Origin of the sequence: Pseudomonas sp. TWR3-1-1 (assembly GCF_049896545.1) — a bacterium.
Taxonomy (GTDB): Bacteria; Pseudomonadota; Gammaproteobacteria; order Pseudomonadales; family Pseudomonadaceae; genus Aquipseudomonas; species Aquipseudomonas weihenstephanensis.
Genome location: NZ_JAFCUO010000001.1, coordinates 355,522 through 377,406 on the forward strand (window position 1 = coordinate 355,522; position 21,885 = coordinate 377,406).

The 21,885-nt window shown below is 59.5% G+C and carries 17 protein-coding genes and 3 pseudogenes; 13 read left to right on the plus strand and 7 right to left on the minus strand.

The genetic code is table 11. The features are described 5' to 3' along the window. The 9 genes from murD (at nt 1) to lpxC (ending at nt 10,477) form a co-directional block, all read left to right on the plus strand. Nucleotides 1-1,347, plus strand: a complete 1,347-nt coding sequence (murD, locus tag ACP7A4_RS01770) for a UDP-N-acetylmuramoyl-L-alanine--D-glutamate ligase (RefSeq protein ID WP_059765085.1) — start codon at nt 1-3, stop codon at nt 1,345-1,347. Further along, complete coding sequence (ftsW, locus tag ACP7A4_RS01775) at nt 1,344-2,558, plus strand: putative lipid II flippase FtsW (protein WP_059765082.1); 1,215 nt, start codon at nt 1,344-1,346, stop codon at nt 2,556-2,558. The genes murD and ftsW overlap by 4 nt, the downstream gene beginning before the upstream one ends. After that, nucleotides 2,548-3,618 carry an undecaprenyldiphospho-muramoylpentapeptide beta-N-acetylglucosaminyltransferase gene (murG, locus tag ACP7A4_RS01780; RefSeq protein ID WP_203302293.1) on the plus strand — a complete coding sequence of 357 codons (1,071 nt, stop codon included), beginning with the start codon at nt 2,548-2,550 and terminating at the stop codon, nt 3,616-3,618. The genes ftsW and murG overlap by 11 nt, the downstream gene beginning before the upstream one ends. Beyond that, nucleotides 3,611-5,071, plus strand: coding sequence for a UDP-N-acetylmuramate--L-alanine ligase (murC, locus tag ACP7A4_RS01785; RefSeq protein WP_048362562.1), 1,461 nt, complete (start codon nt 3,611-3,613; stop codon nt 5,069-5,071). The genes murG and murC overlap by 8 nt, the downstream gene beginning before the upstream one ends. Beyond that, nucleotides 5,068-6,024: a D-alanine--D-alanine ligase gene (locus ACP7A4_RS01790; RefSeq protein ID WP_203302295.1), complete on the plus strand. Its 957-nt coding sequence runs from the start codon at nt 5,068-5,070 to the stop codon at nt 6,022-6,024. Before murC ends, ACP7A4_RS01790 begins: the two co-directional genes overlap by 4 nt. 4 nt (nt 6,025-6,028) lie before the next feature. Further along, a complete protein-coding gene (locus ACP7A4_RS01795; RefSeq protein ID WP_048362564.1) occupies nt 6,029-6,895 on the plus strand; it encodes a cell division protein FtsQ/DivIB in 867 nt (288 codons plus the stop codon). Between the two features lie 15 nt (nt 6,896-6,910). Next, a complete protein-coding gene (gene ftsA / locus ACP7A4_RS01800) occupies nt 6,911-8,170 on the plus strand; it encodes a cell division protein FtsA (RefSeq protein ID WP_048362565.1) in 1,260 nt (419 codons plus the stop codon). Between the two features lie 65 nt (nt 8,171-8,235). Next, entirely contained in the window at nt 8,236-9,453 is a 1,218-nt protein-coding gene (gene ftsZ / locus ACP7A4_RS01805) for a cell division protein FtsZ (RefSeq protein ID WP_048362566.1), read from the plus strand. A 112-nt stretch (nt 9,454-9,565) separates the two neighbouring features. Next, entirely contained in the window at nt 9,566-10,477 is a 912-nt protein-coding gene (gene lpxC / locus ACP7A4_RS01810) for a UDP-3-O-acyl-N-acetylglucosamine deacetylase (protein ID WP_047273792.1), read from the plus strand. A 150-nt stretch (nt 10,478-10,627) separates the two neighbouring features. On the opposite strand, the gene ACP7A4_RS01815 is transcribed toward lpxC, so the two are convergent. From ACP7A4_RS01815 to ACP7A4_RS01840, 6 genes and pseudogenes are all read right to left on the minus strand, one after another. Continuing rightward, nucleotides 10,628-11,947, minus strand: a complete 1,320-nt coding sequence (locus ACP7A4_RS01815; protein ID WP_203302296.1) for an OprD family outer membrane porin — start codon at nt 11,945-11,947, stop codon at nt 10,628-10,630. A gap of 191 nt (nt 11,948-12,138) precedes the next feature. Next, nucleotides 12,139-12,363: a hypothetical protein gene (locus ACP7A4_RS01820; RefSeq protein WP_426245293.1), complete on the minus strand. Its 225-nt coding sequence runs from the start codon at nt 12,361-12,363 to the stop codon at nt 12,139-12,141. 125 nt (nt 12,364-12,488) lie between these two features. Next, complete coding sequence (locus ACP7A4_RS01825) at nt 12,489-13,877, minus strand: heavy metal sensor histidine kinase (RefSeq protein WP_420877417.1); 1,389 nt, start codon at nt 13,875-13,877, stop codon at nt 12,489-12,491. Continuing rightward, nucleotides 13,870-14,544, minus strand: a complete 675-nt coding sequence (locus tag ACP7A4_RS01830) for a heavy metal response regulator transcription factor (RefSeq protein WP_048362568.1) — start codon at nt 14,542-14,544, stop codon at nt 13,870-13,872. Before ACP7A4_RS01830 ends, ACP7A4_RS01825 begins: the two co-directional genes overlap by 8 nt. An 8-nt stretch (nt 14,545-14,552) precedes the next feature. After that, nucleotides 14,553-17,648 carry a multidrug efflux RND transporter permease subunit gene (locus tag ACP7A4_RS01835; RefSeq protein WP_426245296.1) on the minus strand — a complete coding sequence of 1,032 codons (3,096 nt, stop codon included), beginning with the start codon at nt 17,646-17,648 and terminating at the stop codon, nt 14,553-14,555. After that, a pseudogene (locus ACP7A4_RS01840) lies at nt 17,645-18,799 on the minus strand (efflux RND transporter periplasmic adaptor subunit). Before ACP7A4_RS01840 ends, ACP7A4_RS01835 begins: the two are co-directional and overlap by 4 nt. 210 nt (nt 18,800-19,009) lie before the next feature. On the opposite strand from ACP7A4_RS01840, the gene ACP7A4_RS01845 reads away from it, so the two are divergent. The 4 genes and pseudogenes from ACP7A4_RS01845 to ACP7A4_RS01860 all read left to right on the plus strand — a co-directional run. Continuing rightward, nucleotides 19,010-19,345, plus strand: coding sequence for a hypothetical protein (locus ACP7A4_RS01845; protein ID WP_426245298.1), 336 nt, complete (start codon nt 19,010-19,012; stop codon nt 19,343-19,345). 72 nt (nt 19,346-19,417) lie between these two features. Next, nucleotides 19,418-19,663 (plus strand): hypothetical protein, encoded by a 246-nt coding sequence (locus ACP7A4_RS01850; RefSeq protein WP_059765067.1) that lies wholly within the window; start codon nt 19,418-19,420, stop codon nt 19,661-19,663. A gap of 153 nt (nt 19,664-19,816) precedes the next feature. Next, nucleotides 19,817-20,098 (plus strand): annotated as a pseudogene (locus tag ACP7A4_RS01855) (PAS domain-containing protein); the annotation flags it as partial. A 312-nt stretch (nt 20,099-20,410) separates the two neighbouring features. Beyond that, nucleotides 20,411-21,403: pseudogene (locus ACP7A4_RS01860) on the plus strand (methyl-accepting chemotaxis protein); the annotation flags it as partial. 4 nt (nt 21,404-21,407) lie between these two features. Here ACP7A4_RS01860 and ACP7A4_RS01865 read toward each other — a convergent pair. Then, a complete protein-coding gene (locus ACP7A4_RS01865) occupies nt 21,408-21,884 on the minus strand; it encodes a GNAT family N-acetyltransferase (RefSeq protein WP_059765063.1) in 477 nt (158 codons plus the stop codon). Nucleotide 21,885: the final 1 nt, after the last annotated feature.

The window sequence follows — 21,885 nt, forward strand, 5'->3', positions numbered from 1 at the left end:
GTGTCTCTGATCGCTTCTGACCACTTCCGCATCATTGTCGGCCTCGGCAAGAGCGGCATGTCCCTGGTGCGCTTTCTGGCGCAGCAGGGCGTGTCGTTTGCCGTGGCAGACACGCGGGAAAATCCACCGGAGCTGGCCACGCTGCGCCGTGACTACCCGCAAGTGGAAGTGCGTTGTGGCGAGCTGGATGTCGAATTCCTGTGCCGCGCCGACGAGCTCTACGTGAGCCCCGGCCTGGCGTTGGCAACACCTGCCTTGCAAGCGGCTGCCGCCCGTGGCGTGAAGCTGTCGGGTGATATCGATCTGTTCGCGCGTAACGCGAAAGCGCCCATCGTGGCAATCAGCGGTTCCAACGCCAAAAGCACCGTGACCACGCTGGTCGGCGACATGGCGGCAGCGGCGGGCAAACGCGTTGCAGTCGGCGGTAACCTCGGCACGCCTGCGCTGGACCTGCTGGGCGATGACATCGAGTTGTATGTCATGGAACTGTCGAGCTTTCAGCTGGAAACCACCAACCATCTGGGCGCTGAAGTGGCCACCGTGCTCAACGTCAGCGAAGACCACATGGACCGCTACAGTGGTCTGCCGGCATATCACTTGGCCAAGCACCGGATTTTTCGCGGTGCCAAACAAGTCGTCGTCAACCGCCAGGATGCGCTGACCCGTCCGCTGATGAGCGAAGGCCAGCCTTGCTGGACATTCGGCCTCAGCGCGCCGGACTTCAAAGCGTTTGGTCTGCGCGAAGAGAACGGCGAAAAATACCTCGCCTTCGAATTCCAGAATCTGATGCCTGTGCGCGAGTTGAAGGTGCGCGGCGCGCACAACCAGGCCAATGCGCTCGCCGCCCTGGCACTCGGTCACGCCGCCGGTTTGCCGTTCGATGCGATGTTGCACAGCCTGCGCAACTTCACCGGCCTTGAGCACCGCTGCCAGTGGGTCCGTGAACTCGATGGCGTGAGTTATTACAACGACTCCAAAGCCACCAACGTGGGCGCCGCACTGGCGGCCATCGAAGGTCTGGGCATGGACATGGCCGGCCAACTGATCCTGATCGCCGGCGGTGACGGCAAGGGCGCTGACTTCAGCGGCCTGCGTGACTCCGTGGCGCAATACTGCCGCGCCGTGGTGTTGATCGGGCGCGATGCTGATCTTATTGCCGATGCATTGGGCGACGCCGTGCCGCAAGTGCGCGCGGGTTCGCTGGATGAGGCGATTGCCTTGAGCCGCTCACTGGCTGAGCCGGGCGATGCGGTCCTGCTGTCGCCCGCGTGCGCCAGCTTTGACATGTTCAAGAACTACGAAGAGCGCGGCCAGCTGTTCGCCCGCGCAGTGGAGGCCCTGGCATGATCTTCGGCATCCTCAAACCGTATCCTTCACCGCTGATCACGGGCCGTGGCATCGACCTCGACTTCCCGTTGCTCGCCGGTTGCCTGGCATTGCTCGGCCTGGGGCTGGTGATGATCACCTCGGCCTCCTCGGAGGTCGCGGCGTTGCAGTCGGGTAACACGCTTTACCACATGATCCGCCACCTGTTTTACATCGTGCTCGGTCTGGGCGCGTGCATCGTGACCATGATGGTGCCGATTGCAACATGGCAGCGCTGGGGCTGGATGTTGCTGGTCGGCGCTTTCGGTTTACTGGTAGCCGTGCTGATCCCGGGGATTGGCCGTGAGGTAAACGGCTCCATGCGCTGGATCGGTTTCAGCTTCTTTAACGTACAGCCTTCGGAAATCGCCAAGGTCTTTGTGGTGATTTACCTCGCGGGTTATCTGGTACGTCAGCAAAAAGAAGTGCGTGAAAGCTGGATGGGCTTCTTCAAGCCGTTCATCGTGCTGTTGCCAATGGCGGGTCTGTTGCTGATGGAGCCTGACTTCGGGGCCACTGTCGTCATGATGGGCGCGGCGGCGGCGATGCTGTTTCTGGGCGGTGTGGGCCTGTTCCGCTTCGCATTGATGGTGGCGTTGGCCGTGGGCGCGGTGTTCGTTCTGGTACAGGCGCAGCCTTATCGAATGGCACGTTTGATCACCTTCACCGACCCGTGGTCCGATCAGTTCGGTTCGGGCTATCAACTGACACAGGCGTTGATCGCCTTTGGTCGCGGCGAGTGGTTCGGTGTAGGTCTGGGCAATAGCGTGCAGAAGCAGTTCTACCTGCCCGAGGCTCACACCGACTTCGTGTTCTCGGTATTGGCTGAAGAGCTGGGCGTGGTGGGTTCATTGCTGACCGTGGCCCTGTTTGTCTTCGTTTGCGTGCGCGGCATGTACATCGGCTTGTGGGCTGAGCGCGCCAAACAATATTTCGCGGCCTATATGGCGTACGGCCTGTCGTTCCTGTGGATCGGCCAGTTCCTGATCAACATCGGGGTGAACGTTGGCCTGTTGCCGACCAAGGGCTTGACCTTGCCCTTCCTCAGTTATGGCGGCAGTTCGTTGGTGATTTGCTGCGTGTGCATGGGGTTGTTGCTGCGCATCGAGTGGGAGAGTCGAACCCACTTGGGCAGCGAAGAGACCGAGTTTAAAGAAAGCGACTTCGCAGAGGAGCCGAACCGTGGGCGCTAATGTGCTGATCATGGCGGGCGGCACCGGTGGACATGTGTTCCCGGCTTTGGCCTGCGCGCGCGAGTTTGAAGCCCGTGGCTACACCGTGCACTGGCTGGGTACGCCGCGCGGTATTGAAAACGAACTGGTGGAGCCTGCGGGCTTTACCTTGCACCGAATCAACGTGGCGGGCCTGCGTGGCAAAAGCAAATTGTCACTGCTCAAGGCCCCCTTTGTGTTGCTCAAGGCGTTGTTTGAAGCGCGCAAAATCATTCGCCAGCTCAAGCCTGTGTGTGTGCTGGGTTTTGGCGGCTATGTGACAGGCCCCGGTGGTCTGGCGGCCAAAACCTGCGGCGTGCCGGTGATTATCCACGAACAAAATGCTGTGGCCGGTACCGCGAACCGCTTGCTGTTACCGATGACCGAGCGCGTGCTCGAAGCGTTCCCGGACACCTTCGACGCCTCGCACAAGCGCCATACCACAGGCAATCCTGTGCGCCCTGAGCTGTTCACTCTGGCCGAGCGTGCGCCGCTGCCAGGGCGCAAGGCCCGCTTGCTGGTGTTGGGCGGCAGCCTTGGGGCGGAGCCGTTGAACAAACTGCTGCCCGAGGCCCTGGCTCAAGTGCCGGTCGACGTGCGTCCTGAAGTGTTTCATCAGGCGGGCAAACAACACGATCAAATCACCGCCGAGCGCTACCACGCGGTCGGTGTAGAGGCTCAGGTACAGCCTTTTATTAAAGACATGGCCCATGCCTATGGCTGGGCCGACCTGGTGGTTTGTCGCGCAGGCGCGCTCACCGTCAGTGAACTGGCTGCGGCCGGTCTGCCTTCGCTGCTGGTGCCTTTGCCCCACGCGATCGATGACCATCAGAGCCGCAATGCCGACTTTTTGGCTCGGGAAGGCGCGGCTTTCCTGATGCCACAAGCGACGACTGGCGCAGCCGAACTGGCTGCTCGCCTGACAGAGGTTTTGATGCAACCGGAACGACTGAACAGCATGGCGACCAACGCTCGCCGCCTGGCCAAACCTGATGCGACCCGCAACGTTGTCGATATCTGCCTGGAGGTGGCCCATGGTTGAGAATCAAAAAGCCATGCCGCAACCGGAAATGCGCCGTATCCGCCGCATCCACTTCGTCGGTATCGGCGGTGTGGGCATGTGCGGTATCGCTGAGGTATTGCTCAATCTGGGTTATCAGGTGTCGGGTTCTGACCTGAATGCTTCGCCGGTGACGGAACGTCTTGAGTCGTTCGGCGCACAGATCTTCATCGGCCACCGTGCTGAAAACGCAGCCAATGCCGATGTGTTGGTGGTGTCGAGCGCGGTGAACACGTCGAACCCGGAAGTGGCGAGCGCGCTGGAGCGCCGCATTCCTGTAGTGCCACGCGCCGAGATGCTGGCTGAGTTGATGCGCTACCGTCATGGCATTGCCGTTGCCGGTACGCACGGCAAAACCACCACCACCAGCCTGTTGGCATCGGTGTTTGCAGCAGGCGGGCTGGACCCGACGTTTGTGATCGGTGGCCGGCTGAATGCAGCGGGCACCAATGCACAACTGGGCACCAGCCGTTACCTGATCGCCGAAGCAGACGAAAGTGATGCCAGCTTCCTGCATCTGCAACCGCTGGTGGCGGTCGTCACCAACATTGACGCCGACCACATGGCGACGTACGAAGGCGACTTCAACAAACTGAAGAAAACCTTTGTCGAGTTTCTGCACAACCTGCCGTTCTATGGCTTGGCGGTGCTGTGCTTGGACGACCCGGTGGTGCGTGAAATCCTGCCGTTGGTCAAGCGTCCGACCGTGACCTATGGCTTCAGCGAAAACGCTGACGTACGCGCGATCAATGTGCGCCAGCAAGGCATGCAAACCTTTTTCACCGTGTTGCGACCTGATCGTGCGCCGCTGGATGTGTCGGTAAACATGCCGGGCAACCACAACGTGCTCAATGCACTGGCCACCATCTGCATCGCATCGGACGAAGGCATCAGCGACGAAGCCATTGTTCAGGGTTTGTCGTGCTTTCAGGGTGTGGGGCGTCGCTTCCAGGTCTATGGCGAACTGCCGGTTGAAGGCGGCAGCGTGATGCTGGTCGATGACTACGGCCATCACCCGACCGAAGTGGCTGCGGTGATCAAGGCTGTGCGTGGTGGTTGGCCGGAGCGCCGCCTGGTGATGGTTTACCAGCCGCACCGTTTCAGCCGCACCCGCGACCTGTACGACGATTTTGTGCAAGTGCTGGCCGACGCCAACGTGCTGCTGCTGATGGAAGTCTACCCGGCGGGCGAAGAGCCTATCCCGGGCGCGGACAGCCGCCAGCTGTGCCACAGCATCCGTCAGCGTGGCCAGTTGGACCCGATCTACATTGAGCGCGGCGTGGAGCTGGCGCCGATCGTCAAGCCGCTGCTGCGTGCTGGCGACATTCTGCTGTGCCAAGGGGCGGGCGACATTGGCCGCCTGGCCCCCCAACTTATTAAAAGCCCGTTGTTTGCCGGCGCCGTTGTGGCAGCCAGCGAAGGAAAGTTGAAATGACTGCTGCCTACGCCACTCTGTTCTCGACCCTTGCCCCAGCCGACTTCGGCCGTGTGGCGGTGCTGTTCGGCGGCAAAAGCGCTGAACGTGAAGTGTCGCTCAAGTCGGGCAATGCGGTATTGAGCGCGCTGCAAAGCGCTGGCGTTGATGCATTCGGCATCGACGTGGGCGACGACTTCATCACCCGCATCACGAGCGAGAAGATCGACCGCGCGTTCATCATTCTCCACGGCCGCGGCGGAGAAGATGGCAGCATGCAGGGCCTGCTGGAATGCCTGGGCATCCCTTACACCGGCAGCGGCATCCTGGCCTCGGCTCTGGCGATGGACAAGTTGCGCACCAAACAGGTGTGGCACAGCCTGGGGATTCCGACCCCGCGCCATGCGGTCCTGAGCACGCAAGCCGATTGTATTTGCGCCGCGAAGGAACTGAGCTTCCCTTTGATCGTCAAACCGGCCCATGAAGGTTCAAGTATCGGTATGGCCAAAGTGAACAGCGTTGAGGAACTGATCAGCGCGTGGACCGAAGCCAGTAAGTACGACTCGCAAGTGTTGGTAGAGCAATGGATCTCGGGTCCCGAGTTCACCATCGCCACCCTGCGTGACCAGGTGTTGCCACCCATTGCCCTGGGCACCCCGCATACGTTCTACGACTACGACGCCAAATACGTGGCCAACGACACTCAGTACCGGGTGCCGTGCGGTCTGGACGAGGCCAAGGAAAAAGAATTGATGGACCTCACGGCCAAAGCCTGTGAGGCAATCGGTATCGCCGGTTGGGGACGTCTGGACGTGATGCAGGACACCGATGGCCAGTTCTGGCTGCTGGAAGTCAACACCGCGCCGGGCATGACGGACCACAGCCTGGTGCCGATGGCGGCCAAGGCGGCGGGTCTTGATTTTCAACAGTTGGTGCTGTCGATTCTGGCAGCCAGTGTAGAGGCGCGGGGTTAAGTCCATGCAAGGCGCACAGCATCGCCAGCCACCACTCGCTCCCGGCCGCAAGCCGGTGCCGCGGGGTGCAAGCCGAATGGTGGCTAAAGAGCCGATGTCGGTGCGCCTGCCGAAAGCCAACTTTGGCTTTCTCAAGGCATTGTTTTGGCCTGTGCTGTTGGTTGCGCTGGGATTTGGCACCTATGAAGGCGCGCAACGGCTCATGCCTTACGCGGATCGGCCGATTACCAACGTCAACGTGCAAGGTGATCTGACTTACATCAGTCAGCAAGCCGTGCAACAACGCATCGCCCCCTACATCGCCGCGAGCTTTTTTACGGTCGATCTGGAAGCGATGCGTACCGAGCTGGAACAGATGCCCTGGATTGCCCACGCCGAAGTGCGTCGGGTGTGGCCGGACCAGGTCGTGATTCGCCTCGAAGAGCAACTGCCGGTGGCGCGTTGGGGGGATGAAGCACTGCTCAACAACCAGGGGCAGGCGTTTACCCCGCGTGAACTGGCCAATTACGAACATTTGCCGCAGCTGTTCGGGCCGCAACGGGCTCAACAGCAAGTGATGCAGCAGTATCAGGTGTTGAGCCAAATGCTGCGTCCGATGGGTTTTTCCATCGCCCGGCTGGAGCTGCGTGAACGCGGTAGCTGGTTCCTGACAACGGGGGCTGGCAGTGCAGGGCCGGGTATCGAGCTGCTGTTGGGGCGCGATCATCTGGTAGAGAAAATGCGTCGCTTCATAGCCATCTATGAAAAAACGCTGAAAGAACAGATTACGAACATAGCGCGCATTGATTTGCGTTATGCCAACGGATTGGCCGTCGGCTGGCGGGAACCTGTGGCACCCACGATAGCCCAACCCGCTGTCGCGAAGAATTAAGAAGAGGCAGGACCCATGGCAAACGTGCAAAGCGGAAAAATGATCGTCGGTCTCGATATCGGCACCTCCAAGGTGGTGGCGCTGGTGGGCGAGGTCGGCGAAGACGGCATGATTGAAATCGTCGGTATTGGCACGCATCCGTCCCGGGGCCTGAAGAAAGGCGTGGTGGTGAACATCGAGTCCACCGTGCAATCGATCCAGCGCGCCATTGAAGAAGCGCAGCTGATGGCCGGTTGCCGGATCCACTCGGCGTTTGTCGGCGTGGCCGGTAATCACATTCGCAGCCTGAACTCCCACGGCATCGTGGCGATTCGCGACCGTGAAGTCAGCGCGGCTGACCTTGAGCGAGTACTGGATGCTGCCCAGGCGGTCGCCATCCCCGCTGACCAGCGTGTGTTGCACACGTTGGCGCAAGACTACGTGATCGATAACCAGGAAGGCGTGCGTGAGCCACTGGGCATGTCGGGCGTGCGTCTGGAAGCCAAGGTGCACGTGGTGACCTGCGCGGTGAATGCTGCGCAGAACATCGAGAAGTGCGTGCGTCGCTGTGGCCTGGAGGTGGACGACATCATCCTGGAGCAACTGGCGTCGGCGTACTCGGTGCTCACCGATGACGAAAAAGAGCTGGGCGTGTGCCTGGTGGACATCGGCGGCGGCACCACGGACATCGCGATCTTCACCGAAGGCGCCATTCGCCACACGGCGGTGATCCCGATTGCGGGCGATCAGGTGACCAACGACATCGCCATGGCGTTGCGCACACCGACCCAGTACGCCGAAGAAATCAAGATCCGCTACGCCTGCGCACTGGCCAAACTGGCGGGCGCCGGTGAAACCATCAAAGTGCCAAGCGTGGGCGATCGCCCGCCGCGCGAGCTGTCGCGTCAGGCATTGGCCGAAGTGGTCGAGCCGCGTTACGACGAGCTGTTCACCCTGATTCAGGCTGAGCTGCGCCGCAGTGGCTACGAAGATTTGATCCCGGCAGGCATCGTCCTGACGGGCGGTACGTCAAAAATGGAAGGCGCGGTCGAGCTGGCCGAAGAAATCTTCCATATGCCCGTGCGTCTGGGCGTGCCGCACAGCTTCAAGGGTTTGACCGATGTGGTACGTAACCCGATTTACTCCACGGCTGTGGGCTTGCTGCAATACGGGCTGCAAAAGCAGTCCGATGGCATCTCTCTGTCGGGCCTAGGCAACCGTGACAGTTACAGCAGTGAAGAACAAAAAGCCCCGGTACTTGAACGTTTGAAGCGTTGGGTACAAGGCAATTTCTAAGCAGTAAATGATTCAAAAGCAGTAGAAGTAGGCGAAAAAAACTAGAGAAGGTAAGGAGAGGGACCATGTTCGAACTCGTAGACAACATCCCGCAAAGCCCGGTAATCAAGGTTATCGGTGTTGGTGGTGGCGGTGGCAATGCTGTTAACCATATGGTTAAGAGCAACATCGAAGGTGTGGAATTCATCTGCGCCAACACCGACGCACAAGCACTCAAGAGCATTGGTGCACGCACCATCCTGCAATTGGGCACAGGCGTGACCAAAGGCCTGGGCGCTGGCGCCAATCCTGAGGTCGGTCGTCAGGCCGCTCTGGAAGACCGCGAGCGCATTGCCGAAGTGTTGCAGGGCACCAACATGGTGTTCATCACCACGGGCATGGGTGGCGGTACCGGTACCGGTGCAGCACCGATCATTGCCGAAGTGGCCAAAGAAATGGGGATTCTCACCGTTGCGGTGGTGACACGTCCGTTCCCGTTCGAAGGTCGCAAGCGCATGCAGATTGCTGACGAAGGTATTCGTCTGCTGTCCGAAAGCGTCGATTCGTTGATCACGATTCCGAACGAAAAACTGCTGACCATCCTCGGTAAGGACGCCAGCCTGCTGTCGGCTTTCGCCAAGGCGGATGACGTACTGGCCGGCGCCGTTCGCGGCATCTCCGACATCATCAAGCGTCCGGGCATGATCAACGTCGACTTTGCCGACGTGCGCACCGTGATGAGCGAAATGGGCATGGCGATGATGGGCACTGGCTGCGCCAGCGGTCCGAACCGTGCACGCGAAGCGACCGAAGCGGCCATCCGCAACCCGTTGCTCGAAGACGTCAACCTGGAAGGTGCGCGTGGCATCCTGGTGAACATCACCGCCGGTCCAGACCTGTCGTTGGGTGAATACTCGGACGTGGGTAGCATCATCGAAGCGTTTGCTTCGGAGCACGCGATGGTCAAAGTCGGTACGGTTATCGACCCGGACATGCGCGACGAACTGCACGTAACCGTTGTAGCGACCGGTCTGGGCGCGAAAATCGAGAAGCCGGTCAAAGTGATCGACAACACGGTTCAATCGTCCTACTCGGCGTCTTCGGCTCAAGCCGCGGCGGCACGTCAGGATGTGCGTCAGGAGACTCGCCAGGAGCTGCCAACGGTTAACTACCGTGACCTGGATCGCCCGACCGTGATGCGTAACCAAGCCCAGCAAGGCGCCACCACGGCTGCCAAGCTCAATCCTCAAGACGATCTGGATTACCTGGACATCCCGGCTTTCCTGCGTCGACAGGCTGATTAATGAAATCAATCAGGGGGATTAAGGTGATTGGTATTCAGCAAAGGTTCGGTCTGCTATTATCGCCAGCCTTTGTTGATACCAGTTCGCAATTTGCGCTGAAGCGGCCAATGCCATGATTAAACAACGCACCCTGAAAAATATTATCCGTGCCACAGGTGTCGGCCTGCACTCCGGTGAGAAGGTCTACCTGACCCTCAAGCCTGCGCCTGTGGACACCGGCATCGTGTTTTGTCGTGCAGACCTTGACCCTGTGGTGCAGATCCCTGCTCGCGCGGAAAACGTCGGCGAGACAACCATGTCGACCACGTTGGTCAACGGCGATACCAAAGTAGACACGGTAGAGCACTTGCTCTCGGCCATGGCTGGCCTGGGGATCGATAACGCCTACGTCGAACTCTCCGCGTCTGAAGTCCCTATCATGGACGGTAGCGCTGGACCTTTCGTATTTTTGATTCAATCTGCCGGCCTGGAAGAACAGGACGCGCCGAAGAAATTCATCCGCATCCTGCGTGAAGTGACAGTGGAAGATGGCGACAAGCGCGCCACTTTTGTCCCTTTCGAAGGCTTCAAGGTGACTTTCGAGATCGATTTCGATCACCCGGTTTTCCGTAATCGCACCCAAAGTGCAAGCGTGGATTTCTCAAGCACTTCGTTTGTAAAAGAAGTCAGCCGCGCCCGTACCTTCGGCTTCATGAGTGATATCGAGTACCTGCGCAAGCACAACCTCGCACTCGGTGGCAGCGTGGAAAACGCGATCGTTGTCGACGCGGACGGCGTACTGAACGAAGACGGTCTTCGCTATGAAGACGAATTCGTGAAGCACAAGATCCTCGACGCAATTGGCGATCTCTACCTGTTGGGCAATAGCCTGATTGGTGAGTTCAAAGGCTTCAAGTCTGGCCACGCATTGAACAACCAGCTGCTTCGCAAGCTGATTGAGCAGAAAGATGCATGGGAAGTCGTGACCTTTGAAGATGCCAGCACTGCACCGATCTCGTACATGCGTCCGGTTGCGGCAGTTTAAGTAAAACTTCTTTCTCTAGTTTTTGAAGGCCACCCTCGGGTGGCCTTTTTTTTGTGCGCCCAACCGTGCTGATGGCTGAATCAGGGCTGCACCGTTGTGGCTGGGTACAGTCCTGAAACTGGATCGCTACTTGCCGGCTTGGCTCACGGCTTAAAACACATCCAGCGGGTAATCGATGATCACGCGGTACTCATCCACATTGTTGTCCACTGCCTGATACGCATCGTTACCGCGGTTGGCTGACCAGCGCAGAGCGACCCCGAGGTTTTTTGCCGGGCCTTCTTGCAGCACGTATTTGACGGTCAGGTCGCGCTCCCAATGTTTGGCATGCTTGCCGTCGGCGTTGTACCAGTTGCTGTAGCCGACGCTGTTGGGGTCAACCTTGGTCAGGTCCAACTCACCACGCGAGTAGGACACCATCGACGTCAGGCCCGCCAGACCCAGCCCTGCAAAGTCATATTCGTATTGCAGTTTCCAGGAGCGCTCGTTCGGGCCGTTGAAGTCCGAGTACTGCTGGGAGTTGTCCAGGTACACGCTGTCGCCCTGGTAGATGTAGTCAAACGGCGTGTTGCCGTTTACCCGCTGGTACACGGCAGTGACCGTGTGTCCGGCGACGGCCACGGCAAAGTGCAGGCTGAACGTGTTGTTGTCGATATCGCCGAGCAGCGCTTTGCCCGTGTCCTGAGTGTGGTAGAAGTGCAGGCCGGGGTTGAGGCTGACACGTTCGTTCAGGGCGTAGGTGTAATCCAGATCGTAGTAGTACTGGTTCCAGATGTCCTTGAGCTCGGCGGCGTAAAGGTTGCTGGTCAGCTCCGGTACGCCGTTCCACGAGGCCCCGGCCCAGTTGATGTGTTGGCTGCTCTGGCCTTTGAGGTCGCCGTACATGGTGGTCATGCGGCGCATGCCGCTTTGGTTGTACGGTTTTTCGAAACTGACCTGCCCGCCTTCGAACATCCAGCCTTCCAGGCTGTGATTGGTCAGCGTGACGCCGCGAAAAGCCTGCGGCAGCATACGCGTCTCGCCGCCGGCAATGACCGGGTTGGAGAGGAACATGTCACCGGCTTTAAGCTCGGTATCGAACGCGCGCATTTTCAGCGCTGCGCCCGCAGACGAAAACTCGGTCGGCGCCTTGCCGTTGCCATCGCTGACCGGCAGGATGCTGCTGCCATCGGTGCCGCCACCGCCATCAAGTTTGAGGCCGAGCATGCCGTAGGCATCCACACCAAAGCCCACGACACCTTGGGTGAACCCCGACTCAAACGTGCCAATAAACCCCTGGCCCCACTCTTTGCTGTCATCGCCTTTCGGGCTGCGAATGTCGTGATTCATGTAGTAATTGCGCAGGTGCAGCTTGAGGCTGGAGCCTTCGATAAAACCTTCCTTGGCGGTGTCATCGTCAGCGTGAGCGAATGTCGGGATCGTTGCGGCCAGCGCGAGGAATAGCGGGCTGAGCTTGAGTGTGTTCTTCACCGGTAAATGGCTCCTTTTTTGGGGTGGCAGTTTTTATTTTCTGTAGGCATTTGAATGCGTATTCAAAGACGCCAAACGCTGTGGCGGCTTTTTTTAAAACAAAAAAAAGCCGCTATAGTAGCGGCTTTTGAAACAATCAGTCACATATAAAGGCCGTGACTGACTGGGTCGGGAAGACTTCAGGTGGGCAATCAGCTGTCTTTGGTATCAACTCTAGCGCTGGTTTTGACCTGTGATGGCTGAGGCTTGGCCTCGTTTTGGTGGTTGGCCGTCAGTTCCTGTTGGTGCTGCTCATAGGCGGCTGCGCGGGCTGCATTTTGCGCGACGAACGCGGGCGACTCTTCCGCCATGGCCAAGGGCGACAACAACAAAGACGACAAAGCGAAAACGCTGGCCATACCCATACTGCTGGACATTTCAAAGACCTTCTTGCTGAGCAAGTTCTGTGTGGTGCGATCAAAATATAGACAACCCGCCCCCTGAAAAAGCCCTGCGCTGGATAAGGACTTTTGCGTTTTGAGTAACAACGCGATAACCGCTCCTACGCGGTATGTGGCGGGAGGTGCAGGCCGAAGGTATTCATTCCGTCGCGACTGTAGGCAAACACATCTCCGCCATGCATGTGCGCGATTGCTTTGACGATGGCCAATCCCAACCCGTGATTGCTCCCGCTGTTGTGGCGCGCGGCATCCACGCGATAAAAACGTTCAAACAGGCGGGGCAGGTGTTCATCGGCTATCGGAGCGCCGGGGTTGCTGATGCTGATGCTGATCCGCTCAGGGCCTTGAGTGATGTGTACGTCAATCTGCTGGCCGGCCCCGGTGTGTTGCACGGCGTTGTTCAGCAAGTTGATGAGCGCCCGGCGCAGGTGCGGTGTTTCAATGCTGGCCTGGGCATCGCCGCTGACCTGTACCTGCACGCGCGCATCTTCAAGGATGAAGTCCAGGTAATCCAGGGTCGTGGCCACTTCGTCCGCCAGCCAGGCACGGGTTAACGCACAGGCTTTGCTGCCTTGATCGGCACTGGCCAAAAACAGCATGTCGTTGATGATGCTGCGCAAGCGTTCCAGTTCTTCGAGGTTCGATTGCAGCACTTCAAAGTAATGCTCGGCCGAGCGCCCACGGGTCAGTGCGACTTGGGTCTGGCCAATCAGATTGGTCAGCGGCGAGCGCAGTTCGTGGGCCACATCGGCATTGAATGACTCCAGCCGCGTGTAAGCCTGTTCGACGCGATCCAGTGTGGCGTTGAATGCATTGACCAACTGATCCAGCTCAGGCGGCAGGGGTGACACCCGCAAACGCCCGGACAAGCGTGGAGATGCCAGTTTTTGTGCTTCTTCACTGAGTGTGATCAAGGGTTTGAGACCCACGCGCGCGACCCAATAGCCCAGCAGCGAGGCCAGCACGACCCCGATGATTGCCAGGCTGATCAGCGCAATCAACAAGTGGTGTTGGGTTTGGTGGAAGGTCTCGGTGTCGATGGCAATCAAAAAGCGCAGCGCGGGGCGTTGATCTTTGGCCGGCACGTCGCTGGTCAGCACTTTGAGCGGGGACGACATGCCGGGCAACGTCAGGTCACGAATACCTTCCGGGCCTTGGGCGAAGGTGCGAACGCTTGCATCGGCATCCCCGAACTCATAGTCAGGGTGCGGGCTGATGACCCAAAACCGGATGCGCTTGTCTTCTTCGGTCAGCAGTTTGAGTTTGGCGCTGATCTTGGCCCAATGGTCCGGGTTGCCGAAACGGTTGATCGACGACTCCAGCACGCTGTAGCGCGCCTCAAGTTCAGCTTCGGGGAGCCTGGCGATGCTTTTGTCGACTTGCTGGTACAGCGCGCCGCCAATCAACACGAACACCAGCAGGGCCACGAGCGTGAACAGCAGGCTCAGACGCAGGGCGATGGCGTTCAAACGCAGCGCGGGCTTAGACACTGCGCCGCTCCAGCACGTAGCCCATGCCGCGAATGGTGTGCAGCAACTTGTGTTCGAATGGCCCGTCGAGCTTGGCGCGCAAGCGTTTGATCGCGACTTCGACGACGTTGGCGTCGCTGTCGAAATTGATGTCCCAGACCAGTTCGGCGATGGCGGTTTTAGACAGGATTTCACCTTGGCGCCGCGCCAGTACGCTGAGCAATGAAAACTCTTTGGCAGTCAGGTCCAGACGGCCCCCGGCGCGGGTGGCCTTGCGGCTGATGAGGTCAATCCACAGGTCATCGACCATGACCTGTACCGGTTCATGGCCGCCGCTGCGCCGGGTCAATGCTTGCAAGCGCGCCACCAGTTCCAGAAACGAAAACGGCTTGCCCAGGTAATCGTCAGCCCCTTCGCGCAACCCGCGAATGCGGTCTTCGACCCGTTCACGGGCGGTCAGCATGATCACCGGGGTTTGCTTGCGGGCACGCAAGGCGCGCAGCACGCCAAAGCCATCGAGGCCGGGCAGCATGACGTCGAGCACAATGACCGCGTAATCGCTTTCGAGTGCCAAATGCAGGCCCTCAATACCGTCGCGCGCCACGTCCACGGTGTAGCCCTGTTCGGTCAAGCCGCGGCGCAGGTAATCAGCCGTTTTTTCTTCGTCTTCAATAATCAGAACGCGCATAACCCGCCTCAGTGATCAGTCGCCAGCAAGCTGACGGGTTTGGACCGGTGGAACAGCCTTTCAAGCCACAAGTATATGACTGGCGTGGTAAACAGCGTCAGCGCCTGACTCACCAGCAGCCCGCCCACCACCGCAATGCCCAAAGGCTGACGCAGCTCGGCGCCGGTGCCGTAGCCGAGCATCAGCGGCAGTGAGCCCAGCAATGCGGCGAGCGTGGTCATGATGATCGGCCGAAAACGCGTTAGGCAGGCCTCATAGATGGCGTGCTCGGGCGCCAGCCCACGAGTGCGTTGAGCATGCAGGGCAAAGTCGATCATTAGAATGCCGTTTTTCTTCACGATGCCAATCAGCAGCACCAACCCGATCAACGCCATGATCGAAAAGTCTTGCCCGCAGATCCACAGCATCAGCAACGCGCCGAGGCCTGCCGAGGGCAAGGTTGAGATGATGGTCAGCGGGTGCACGAAGCTTTCGTACAGCACGCCGAGAATGATGTACACCGCCACCAGCGCCGCCAGAATCAACCACGGCTGACTGGCCAGCGAGCTTTGAAAGGCCTGGGCCGCTCCCTGAAAGTTGCCGCTGATCGTGCTGGGCATGCCGATGTCATTTTTTGCCTGATTGAGCATCAACACCGCATCGCCCAGCGCCACGCCGGGAGCGAGGTTGAACGACAGGTTAGCGGCCGGGAACATGCCGTCATGGCTGATGGACAGTGGGCCACTGATCGGCGCATCGACCTTGGCCACGGCAGACAGCGGCACCATGTCGCCGGTCTGCGGCGAACGCAGGTAGAAGTAGTTCAGGCTTTGGGCCTTGGCGCGTTGTTGCGCGTCGAGTTCAAGGATGACGTTGTACTGATTGATCTCGGTCTGGAACTCATTCACCTGTCGCTGGCCAAAGGCGTCATAGAGCGCTTCATCGACATCGGTGGCGGTCAGTCCGAAGCGCGCGGCGGCGTTTCGGTCGATGCTGATGTGGGTGATGCTGGCGCCCAGTTGCAGGTCGTTGGACAGGTCGCGAAAGGCCGGGTTGGTGCGCAGTTTTTCCGTCAGGCGCTGGGTCCAGGCAGTCAGGGTCGGCCCGTCATTACTCTTGAGCACGTATTGATACTGGCTGCGGCTGGGGCCGGCGCTCAGGTTGATGTCTTGTCCGGCGCGCAGGTACAGCACGATGCCGGGCACTTTGGCCAGTTGCGGGCGTATACGGTCGATGAACTCACTGGCCGACACATCGCGCTCACTGCGGTCTTTGAGGGCGATCCAGAAACGCCCGTTGGCGATGGTCTGGTTGCTGCCGGTCACGCCCACGGAATGCGAAAACGCCTTGACGGCAGGATCGTTGCTGACGATGTCGGCCAGGGCCAAATGTTTTTTCACCATGTCCGGGTAGGACACGTCGGCGGCAGCCTCGCTGGTGCCCAACACAAAGCCGGTGTCTTGCACCGGGAAGAACCCTTTGGGGATCAGCACATAACCGGCCACGGCCATGGCCAGCGTTACGCCAAACACCCCCAGCATTAACCGTTGGTGCGCCAGGGCGCGCGTTAAGCCTTTTTCATACAGCGCGAGCAACCGTTCACCGAAGCCGGGTGTTGCATCGGCCGGGTGCACCGGGGCTTTCATGAACAGCGCGGCCAAGGTCGGCGCGAGGGTCAGGGACACCAGTACCGAAATCAAAATGGTCGAAGTCGCGGTCAGGGCGAATTCCTTGAACAGCCGCCCGACCACACCGCCCATGAACAACAGCGGGATAAACGCCGCCACCAGCGACAGGCTGATCGACACCACGGTAAAGCTGATTTCGCTGGAACCCTTGATTGCCGCGTCGCGCATGCTGTCGCCCGCTTCGAGGTGACGATGGATGTTTTCCACCACCACAATCGCATCGTCGACCACAAAGCCCACGGCCACCACAATTGCCACCAGCGTCAGATTATTGAGGCTGAAGCCCAGCACGTACATCAGCGCGAAACTGGCGATCAACGACACGCCCAATACTGACGAGACGATCAGCGTGGCTGACCATTGACGCAGGAACAGCGCCATCACGGCAATCACCAGCAGCACGGCAATCAGTAGCGTGATTTCGACTTCGTGCAGCGAGGCGCGGATGGTTTGCGTGCGGTCACTGAGCACCTTCACCTCGACCGACGCCGGGAGCATGGCTTGCAAGCCGGGCAGGGCAGCCTGAATGCGGTCCACGGTTTCAACGATGTTGGCGCCGGGCTGACGTGAAATCACCAGGTTCAAACCTGGCTGATGCCCGGACCAGGCTTGCACGTAGTCGTTTTCTGAGCCGTTGATCACCCGCGCCACGTCGCGCAATTGCACTGGCGCGCCGTCTTTGTACGCGACGATCAGTTGGGCATAGTCATCGGCGTTAAACAGTTGATCGTTGGTCGACAGCGTGGAAATGCTCGATGGCCCATACAGCGCGCCCTTGGCCAGGTTGAGGCTGGTTTGCTGAATCGCCAGCCGGATATCGGCCAGGGTCAGGCCAATGGCCGCCAGTTTGTCGGCAGACGCCTGAACGCGGATTGCCGGACGCTGCTGGCCGGTGATATTGATCAGCCCTACGCCGTCGATCTGGCTGATTTGCCGCGCCAGCAGGGTTTCAACGTAGTCGCTCAATTCGGTGCCGGGCATCTGCATCGAACTGATGCTGAGAATCAGCACCGGGCTGTCCGCCGGGTTGACCTTCTTCCAGGTGGGTAGCGTCGGCATGTCTTTGGGTAATTTGCCGGAGGCGGTATTGATGGCCGCCTGAACTTCTTGGGCGGCCGTGTCGATACTTTTATCGAGGGTAAATTGCAGGGTCAGGGTGGTCGAACCCAGCGCGCTGCTGGAGGTCATTTGCGTCACGCCGGGGATGGCGCTGAACTGCACCTCCAGCGGGGTCGCCACCGACGACGCCATGGTGTCGGGGCTGGCGCCGGGTAACTGGGCCGAGACTTGAATGGTGGGGAACTCCGCCTCGGGCAGCGGCGCAATGGGCAGGCGTGGAAACGCAATCAAACCGACCAACACCAGCGCGAAAGTCAGTAGCACCGTGGCCACCGGGTGATCAACGCACCAGGCTGAGAGTGAGCGACTGGCGGTCATGGTTGCACCGACGCGTCAGGCGTCTGCGCAGGTTCATGCAAGACCTCAATCCGCGAACCGGGCTTGAGCCGCGACTGACCGTCACTGACCAGCGTGTCGCCCCCGTTGACGCCGCTGATGATGTTCAGTTCGGTGTCTTGATACACCATGCGCACCGGCACACTTTCGACGCCATCGCCTTTAACCCGGTACACGAAGTAGTTATCCAGCCCGCGTTGCACCACGCTCGGCGGCACCACCAAAGCGTTCTGCTCAACCCCGGTTTGAAGCTCGACATTCACCAGTTGGCCGGGCCACAGCGTGTGCTGGGGGTTATCAAACTGCGCCTTGACCTTGATCGTGCCGGTAGTCGCCGACACCTGATTGTCGATCAGGCTTAAACGCCCTTCGCCCAAGGGGGTGATGCTGTGCTCGCTGTCGCCGATAAAGGCTTTGACCAAGGCCGGTGTCTTGGCCTAAAGCAAGTCATGGAGGGTGGGCAGTTGTTGTTGTGGCAGCGAAAATTCCACGGCAATCGGGTCGATCTGCGTCACCGAAAACAGGCCCTGCGCGTCGCTGACCCGCAGGAAATTACCGGGGTCTACCGCACGGATCCCCACGCGCCCGGTGACCGGAGAATGAATGTGCGTATACGACAACTGCACCTTGGCCGCCGCGATGGCGGCCTGATTGCCTCGGGCTGTGGCTTTGAGCTGATTGACCAGCGCTTGCTGCTGATCGAGGGTTTGTTTGGAGATGCCGTTGTCGACGCTCAGCAGTTGATAGCGTTTAAGGTCGATCTGCGCCACCCGCAACTGCGCCTGATTTTGCCCCAGTTGCGCGTTGGCTTGATCGAGGCTGGCCTGAATCGAGCGATCATCCAGCGTGGCCAGCAAATCCCCGGCCTTGACGCTTTGGCCTTCCTTGACCAGCAACTGGGTGAGGATGCCGTCGATTTGCGGGCGGATCATCACACTGTGCAGTGACAGCACCGCGCCTATCGCGCTCACATAGCGTGGCACATCGCGTTGCACCACCTGCATCACGCGCACCGGAACGGTTGGCGCGTGGGTGGGTTTGGTTTTAGCCGGGCGAGTGAGCAGCCAGAGGCCGGTCACGATCAAGGCCATGATCAGCAGGCTCAGCAGGATTTTGTTGTTTGAAATGCGCATGCCGGGTAAACGCCGTGTGCGTGAAATGAGAGTGTTTGCAATGTGCCAGCGGTTATAGCGCGTCAACCCGGTCAGTAGCGTGACGTCAAACTGACATTGCTGACAGTTAAGTGAAAAGCCGGTTTATAACCCTAAAGAAAACAGGGTCTTGGCCGATGGTCTGGTTATAAGAGTGGGGCGCTGGCGCGTCCCTGAACCGGGGGGTAATTGATGAAAATATTTGCACTGGGGCTGGCAGCTTGTGTGTTGTTTGGGCTTTCCAATGAGGCGGTGTCTGAAACCGCCGCCAAGGGTGGCACGATTGAATTTCGCGGCAAGGTGATGGAGGCCGCGTGTGAGCATGGCCGCTCGGGCGCCGTGGATTTTGGCGAACAGACGAAACTGATTGAAGTGGCCCCCAGCGTGGTGCTGGCAGTGAACATGGCGAACAATGCCTGCCGCACGGGCCAGTTACCGTTTGTCGCCTCCTATCAGAAGCTCAACACCCCGGCTTACAGTGAGGAGCAAGGTGTACGCAATGGTGTGCTGACTATTTCCTACCTCTGAGTGCAACGCGGGGCGAGGATGGCAGGTATACTGCGCGGCTTTATTCCTACCCCCGCATTCTCCGGAGCTTTCATGACTTCCCCTAAACAACCGACGGCTCCCGAAACACTGGCGGCAGAACAGGTCGAGCTTGAAACAACTGCGAACGCTGCTGACAAACCGGCCGTTCCTGCGTTCAGCTTTCCGTTCAACCCGGCGGCGTTTGCCCAAGGCAAAAAAGATAACCAGCCGTGGTATCAAAAATCCGGCAAGGGCGGTCACGACAAAACCCCTGGCGCGCCGCCGCACGGCACGCGCAAAACCATGGGTAAGCGCTGATTATTGGCGTCGAAAAAACGTCATTTATCCCCCATTTTCATCGTGTGCCCGATTAACTTCGGCACACCTGCGCTAGATCAGTGTTTGGTTAATAGGTGCGCTTAGAGTCGACAGCCCTGCCGACTCTCACCTAATAATTCGAGCGCGCCTGTCATGAAAATCAATCTACCGATTACCGGCCGATCCGTTGATTTTGCACCCGACGCAAACATTCTCTCCACCACCGACCTCAACAGTTGCATCACTTACGCCAACCCCGACTTTATAAACGTCAGCGGGTACGCGCTGAGTGAGCTGTTGGGCAGCCCGCATAACCTGTTGCGTCATCCTGATATGCCCGCCGCTGCCTTCAGTCACATGTGGCAGACGCTCAAGTCAGGTCGCTCGTGGATGGGCATGGTGAAAAACCGCTGTAAAAATGGCGATCACTATTGGGTCAGCGCTTACGTCACGCCGGTCAAGCGCAATGGCGAAATCGTGGAGTACCAATCGGTGCGTACCCATCCGTCCCCCGAGCGGGTCGCCGTGGCTGAAGCCTGCTACGCGCGCATGCGTGCCGGGCGCGGATCTGTGTTGCAGCGCTGGGGGCACCTGGGGCTGAGGAGCAAGCTGGCGCTGTTTGTCAGTGCGGTGTTTGGCGCAGTGACGGCTTTGGGCGCGCTGCTGTTGCCCCAGATTGACTTGCAAGCGGCGGTGATGGTGTGGCTGGTGGGCAGCCTGCTGAGTTCGGCGGCCATTAGCTGGCTGCTCCAGCCTTTGAATGCTTTGGCCCTGCGTGCAAAAGGCGTGGGCGATAACCCGCTGAGTCAGCAGATTTATACCGGGCGGCGCGATGACGTCGGCCAGATAGCGTTCGCGCTGAACATGCTGGAAGCGCAAGTCGGGGCGGTGGTGGGACGTATCGGTGACGCCTCGCAACGTTTGGCCGGGCATGCCAGCGAGTTGGTTGAACACCTGCAAAGCAGCCATGACAGTACGCTGCATCAGCAACTGGAAACCGACCAGGTGGCGATCGCCATTAACGAAATGGCGGCCAGTGTGGCGCAAGTGGCCAACAATGCGCAGCAAGCCTCTCAAGCCGCCGACCGGGTCGAACATGAAACCCGCGAAGGCCATGACCTGGTGATGCAAAGCCGCACCTCGGCGCAGTATCTGGCCAGCGAGCTGGCGCGTGCCACTGAGGTGGTGCATCACCTTGAGAGCCACAGCAGTGATATTTCATCGGTGCTGGAGGTGATCCGCAGCATCGCTGAGCAAACCAACCTGCTGGCGCTCAATGCAGCAATCGAGGCGGCGCGTGCAGGTGATCAAGGGCGCGGTTTTGCCGTGGTGGCGGACGAGGTGCGGGGGTTGGCGCAACGTACCCAGCAGTCCACCCAGGAGATCCAGCAGATGATCAGTAACTTGCAGGGGGGAGCGCGTGCTGCGGTAGAAGTCATGCAGCACAGCAGCGAATATGCGCAGACCAGCGTCAATCAGGCGCAGTTGGCCAGCAGTGCGTTGAGCGGTATCAGCCTGCAAGTGAAGAGAATCAACGAGATGAACCTGCAAATTGCCTCGGCGGTGGAAGAGCAAAGCGTGGTCAGCGAAGACATTAACCGCAACATTGCAGGCATTCGCAGCGCGTGCGAAGTCACAGTCGATGCCGGACAACACAGCCACCGCAACTCGGGGGAAGTGGCCGATCTGGCCGCAGGCTTGCGCTCGCTGGCGCAGGAGTTCTGGCAAACCCGGCGTTAAGCGCTTAAAGGCTGAGCCTTTGCACCAGCGCCATGCCGTGTTTTGTGTACAGGCAGCAGGCCTTGAGGTTGTGCGCCATGACCTTGAGGTCGACGCAGGCTTCGCCCCGCTGCTTGAACACGCTGAACACATGCGCCAATAACGCGCTCGCAATGCCTAGACCTTGATAGTGCGGGTGCACGACCAAGTCTTTGAGGTAGGCGCTGGTCCAGCCTTGGGCGACGCCCACCACGCGGGCGTCCTGCATCGCTAAAAAACACAGTTGCGGATCGTATTCGGCATCGTGAATCAACGCCTCTCGCCACAGCTCCAAAGGTTCAACGCTGCCGTGGCCGGGCGCATAGCCTTCGACAAGCAAGGCGTGCGCGTCGGGCAGGCATGAGTCACTGAGGCTCACCACGCGGATGCCTGCTGGCCAGTGCGCGGGAGGGAGTGGCCCGCGCAAGTCTTTGCGCAGCAGCAAGCACGTGTCACCCGTCACG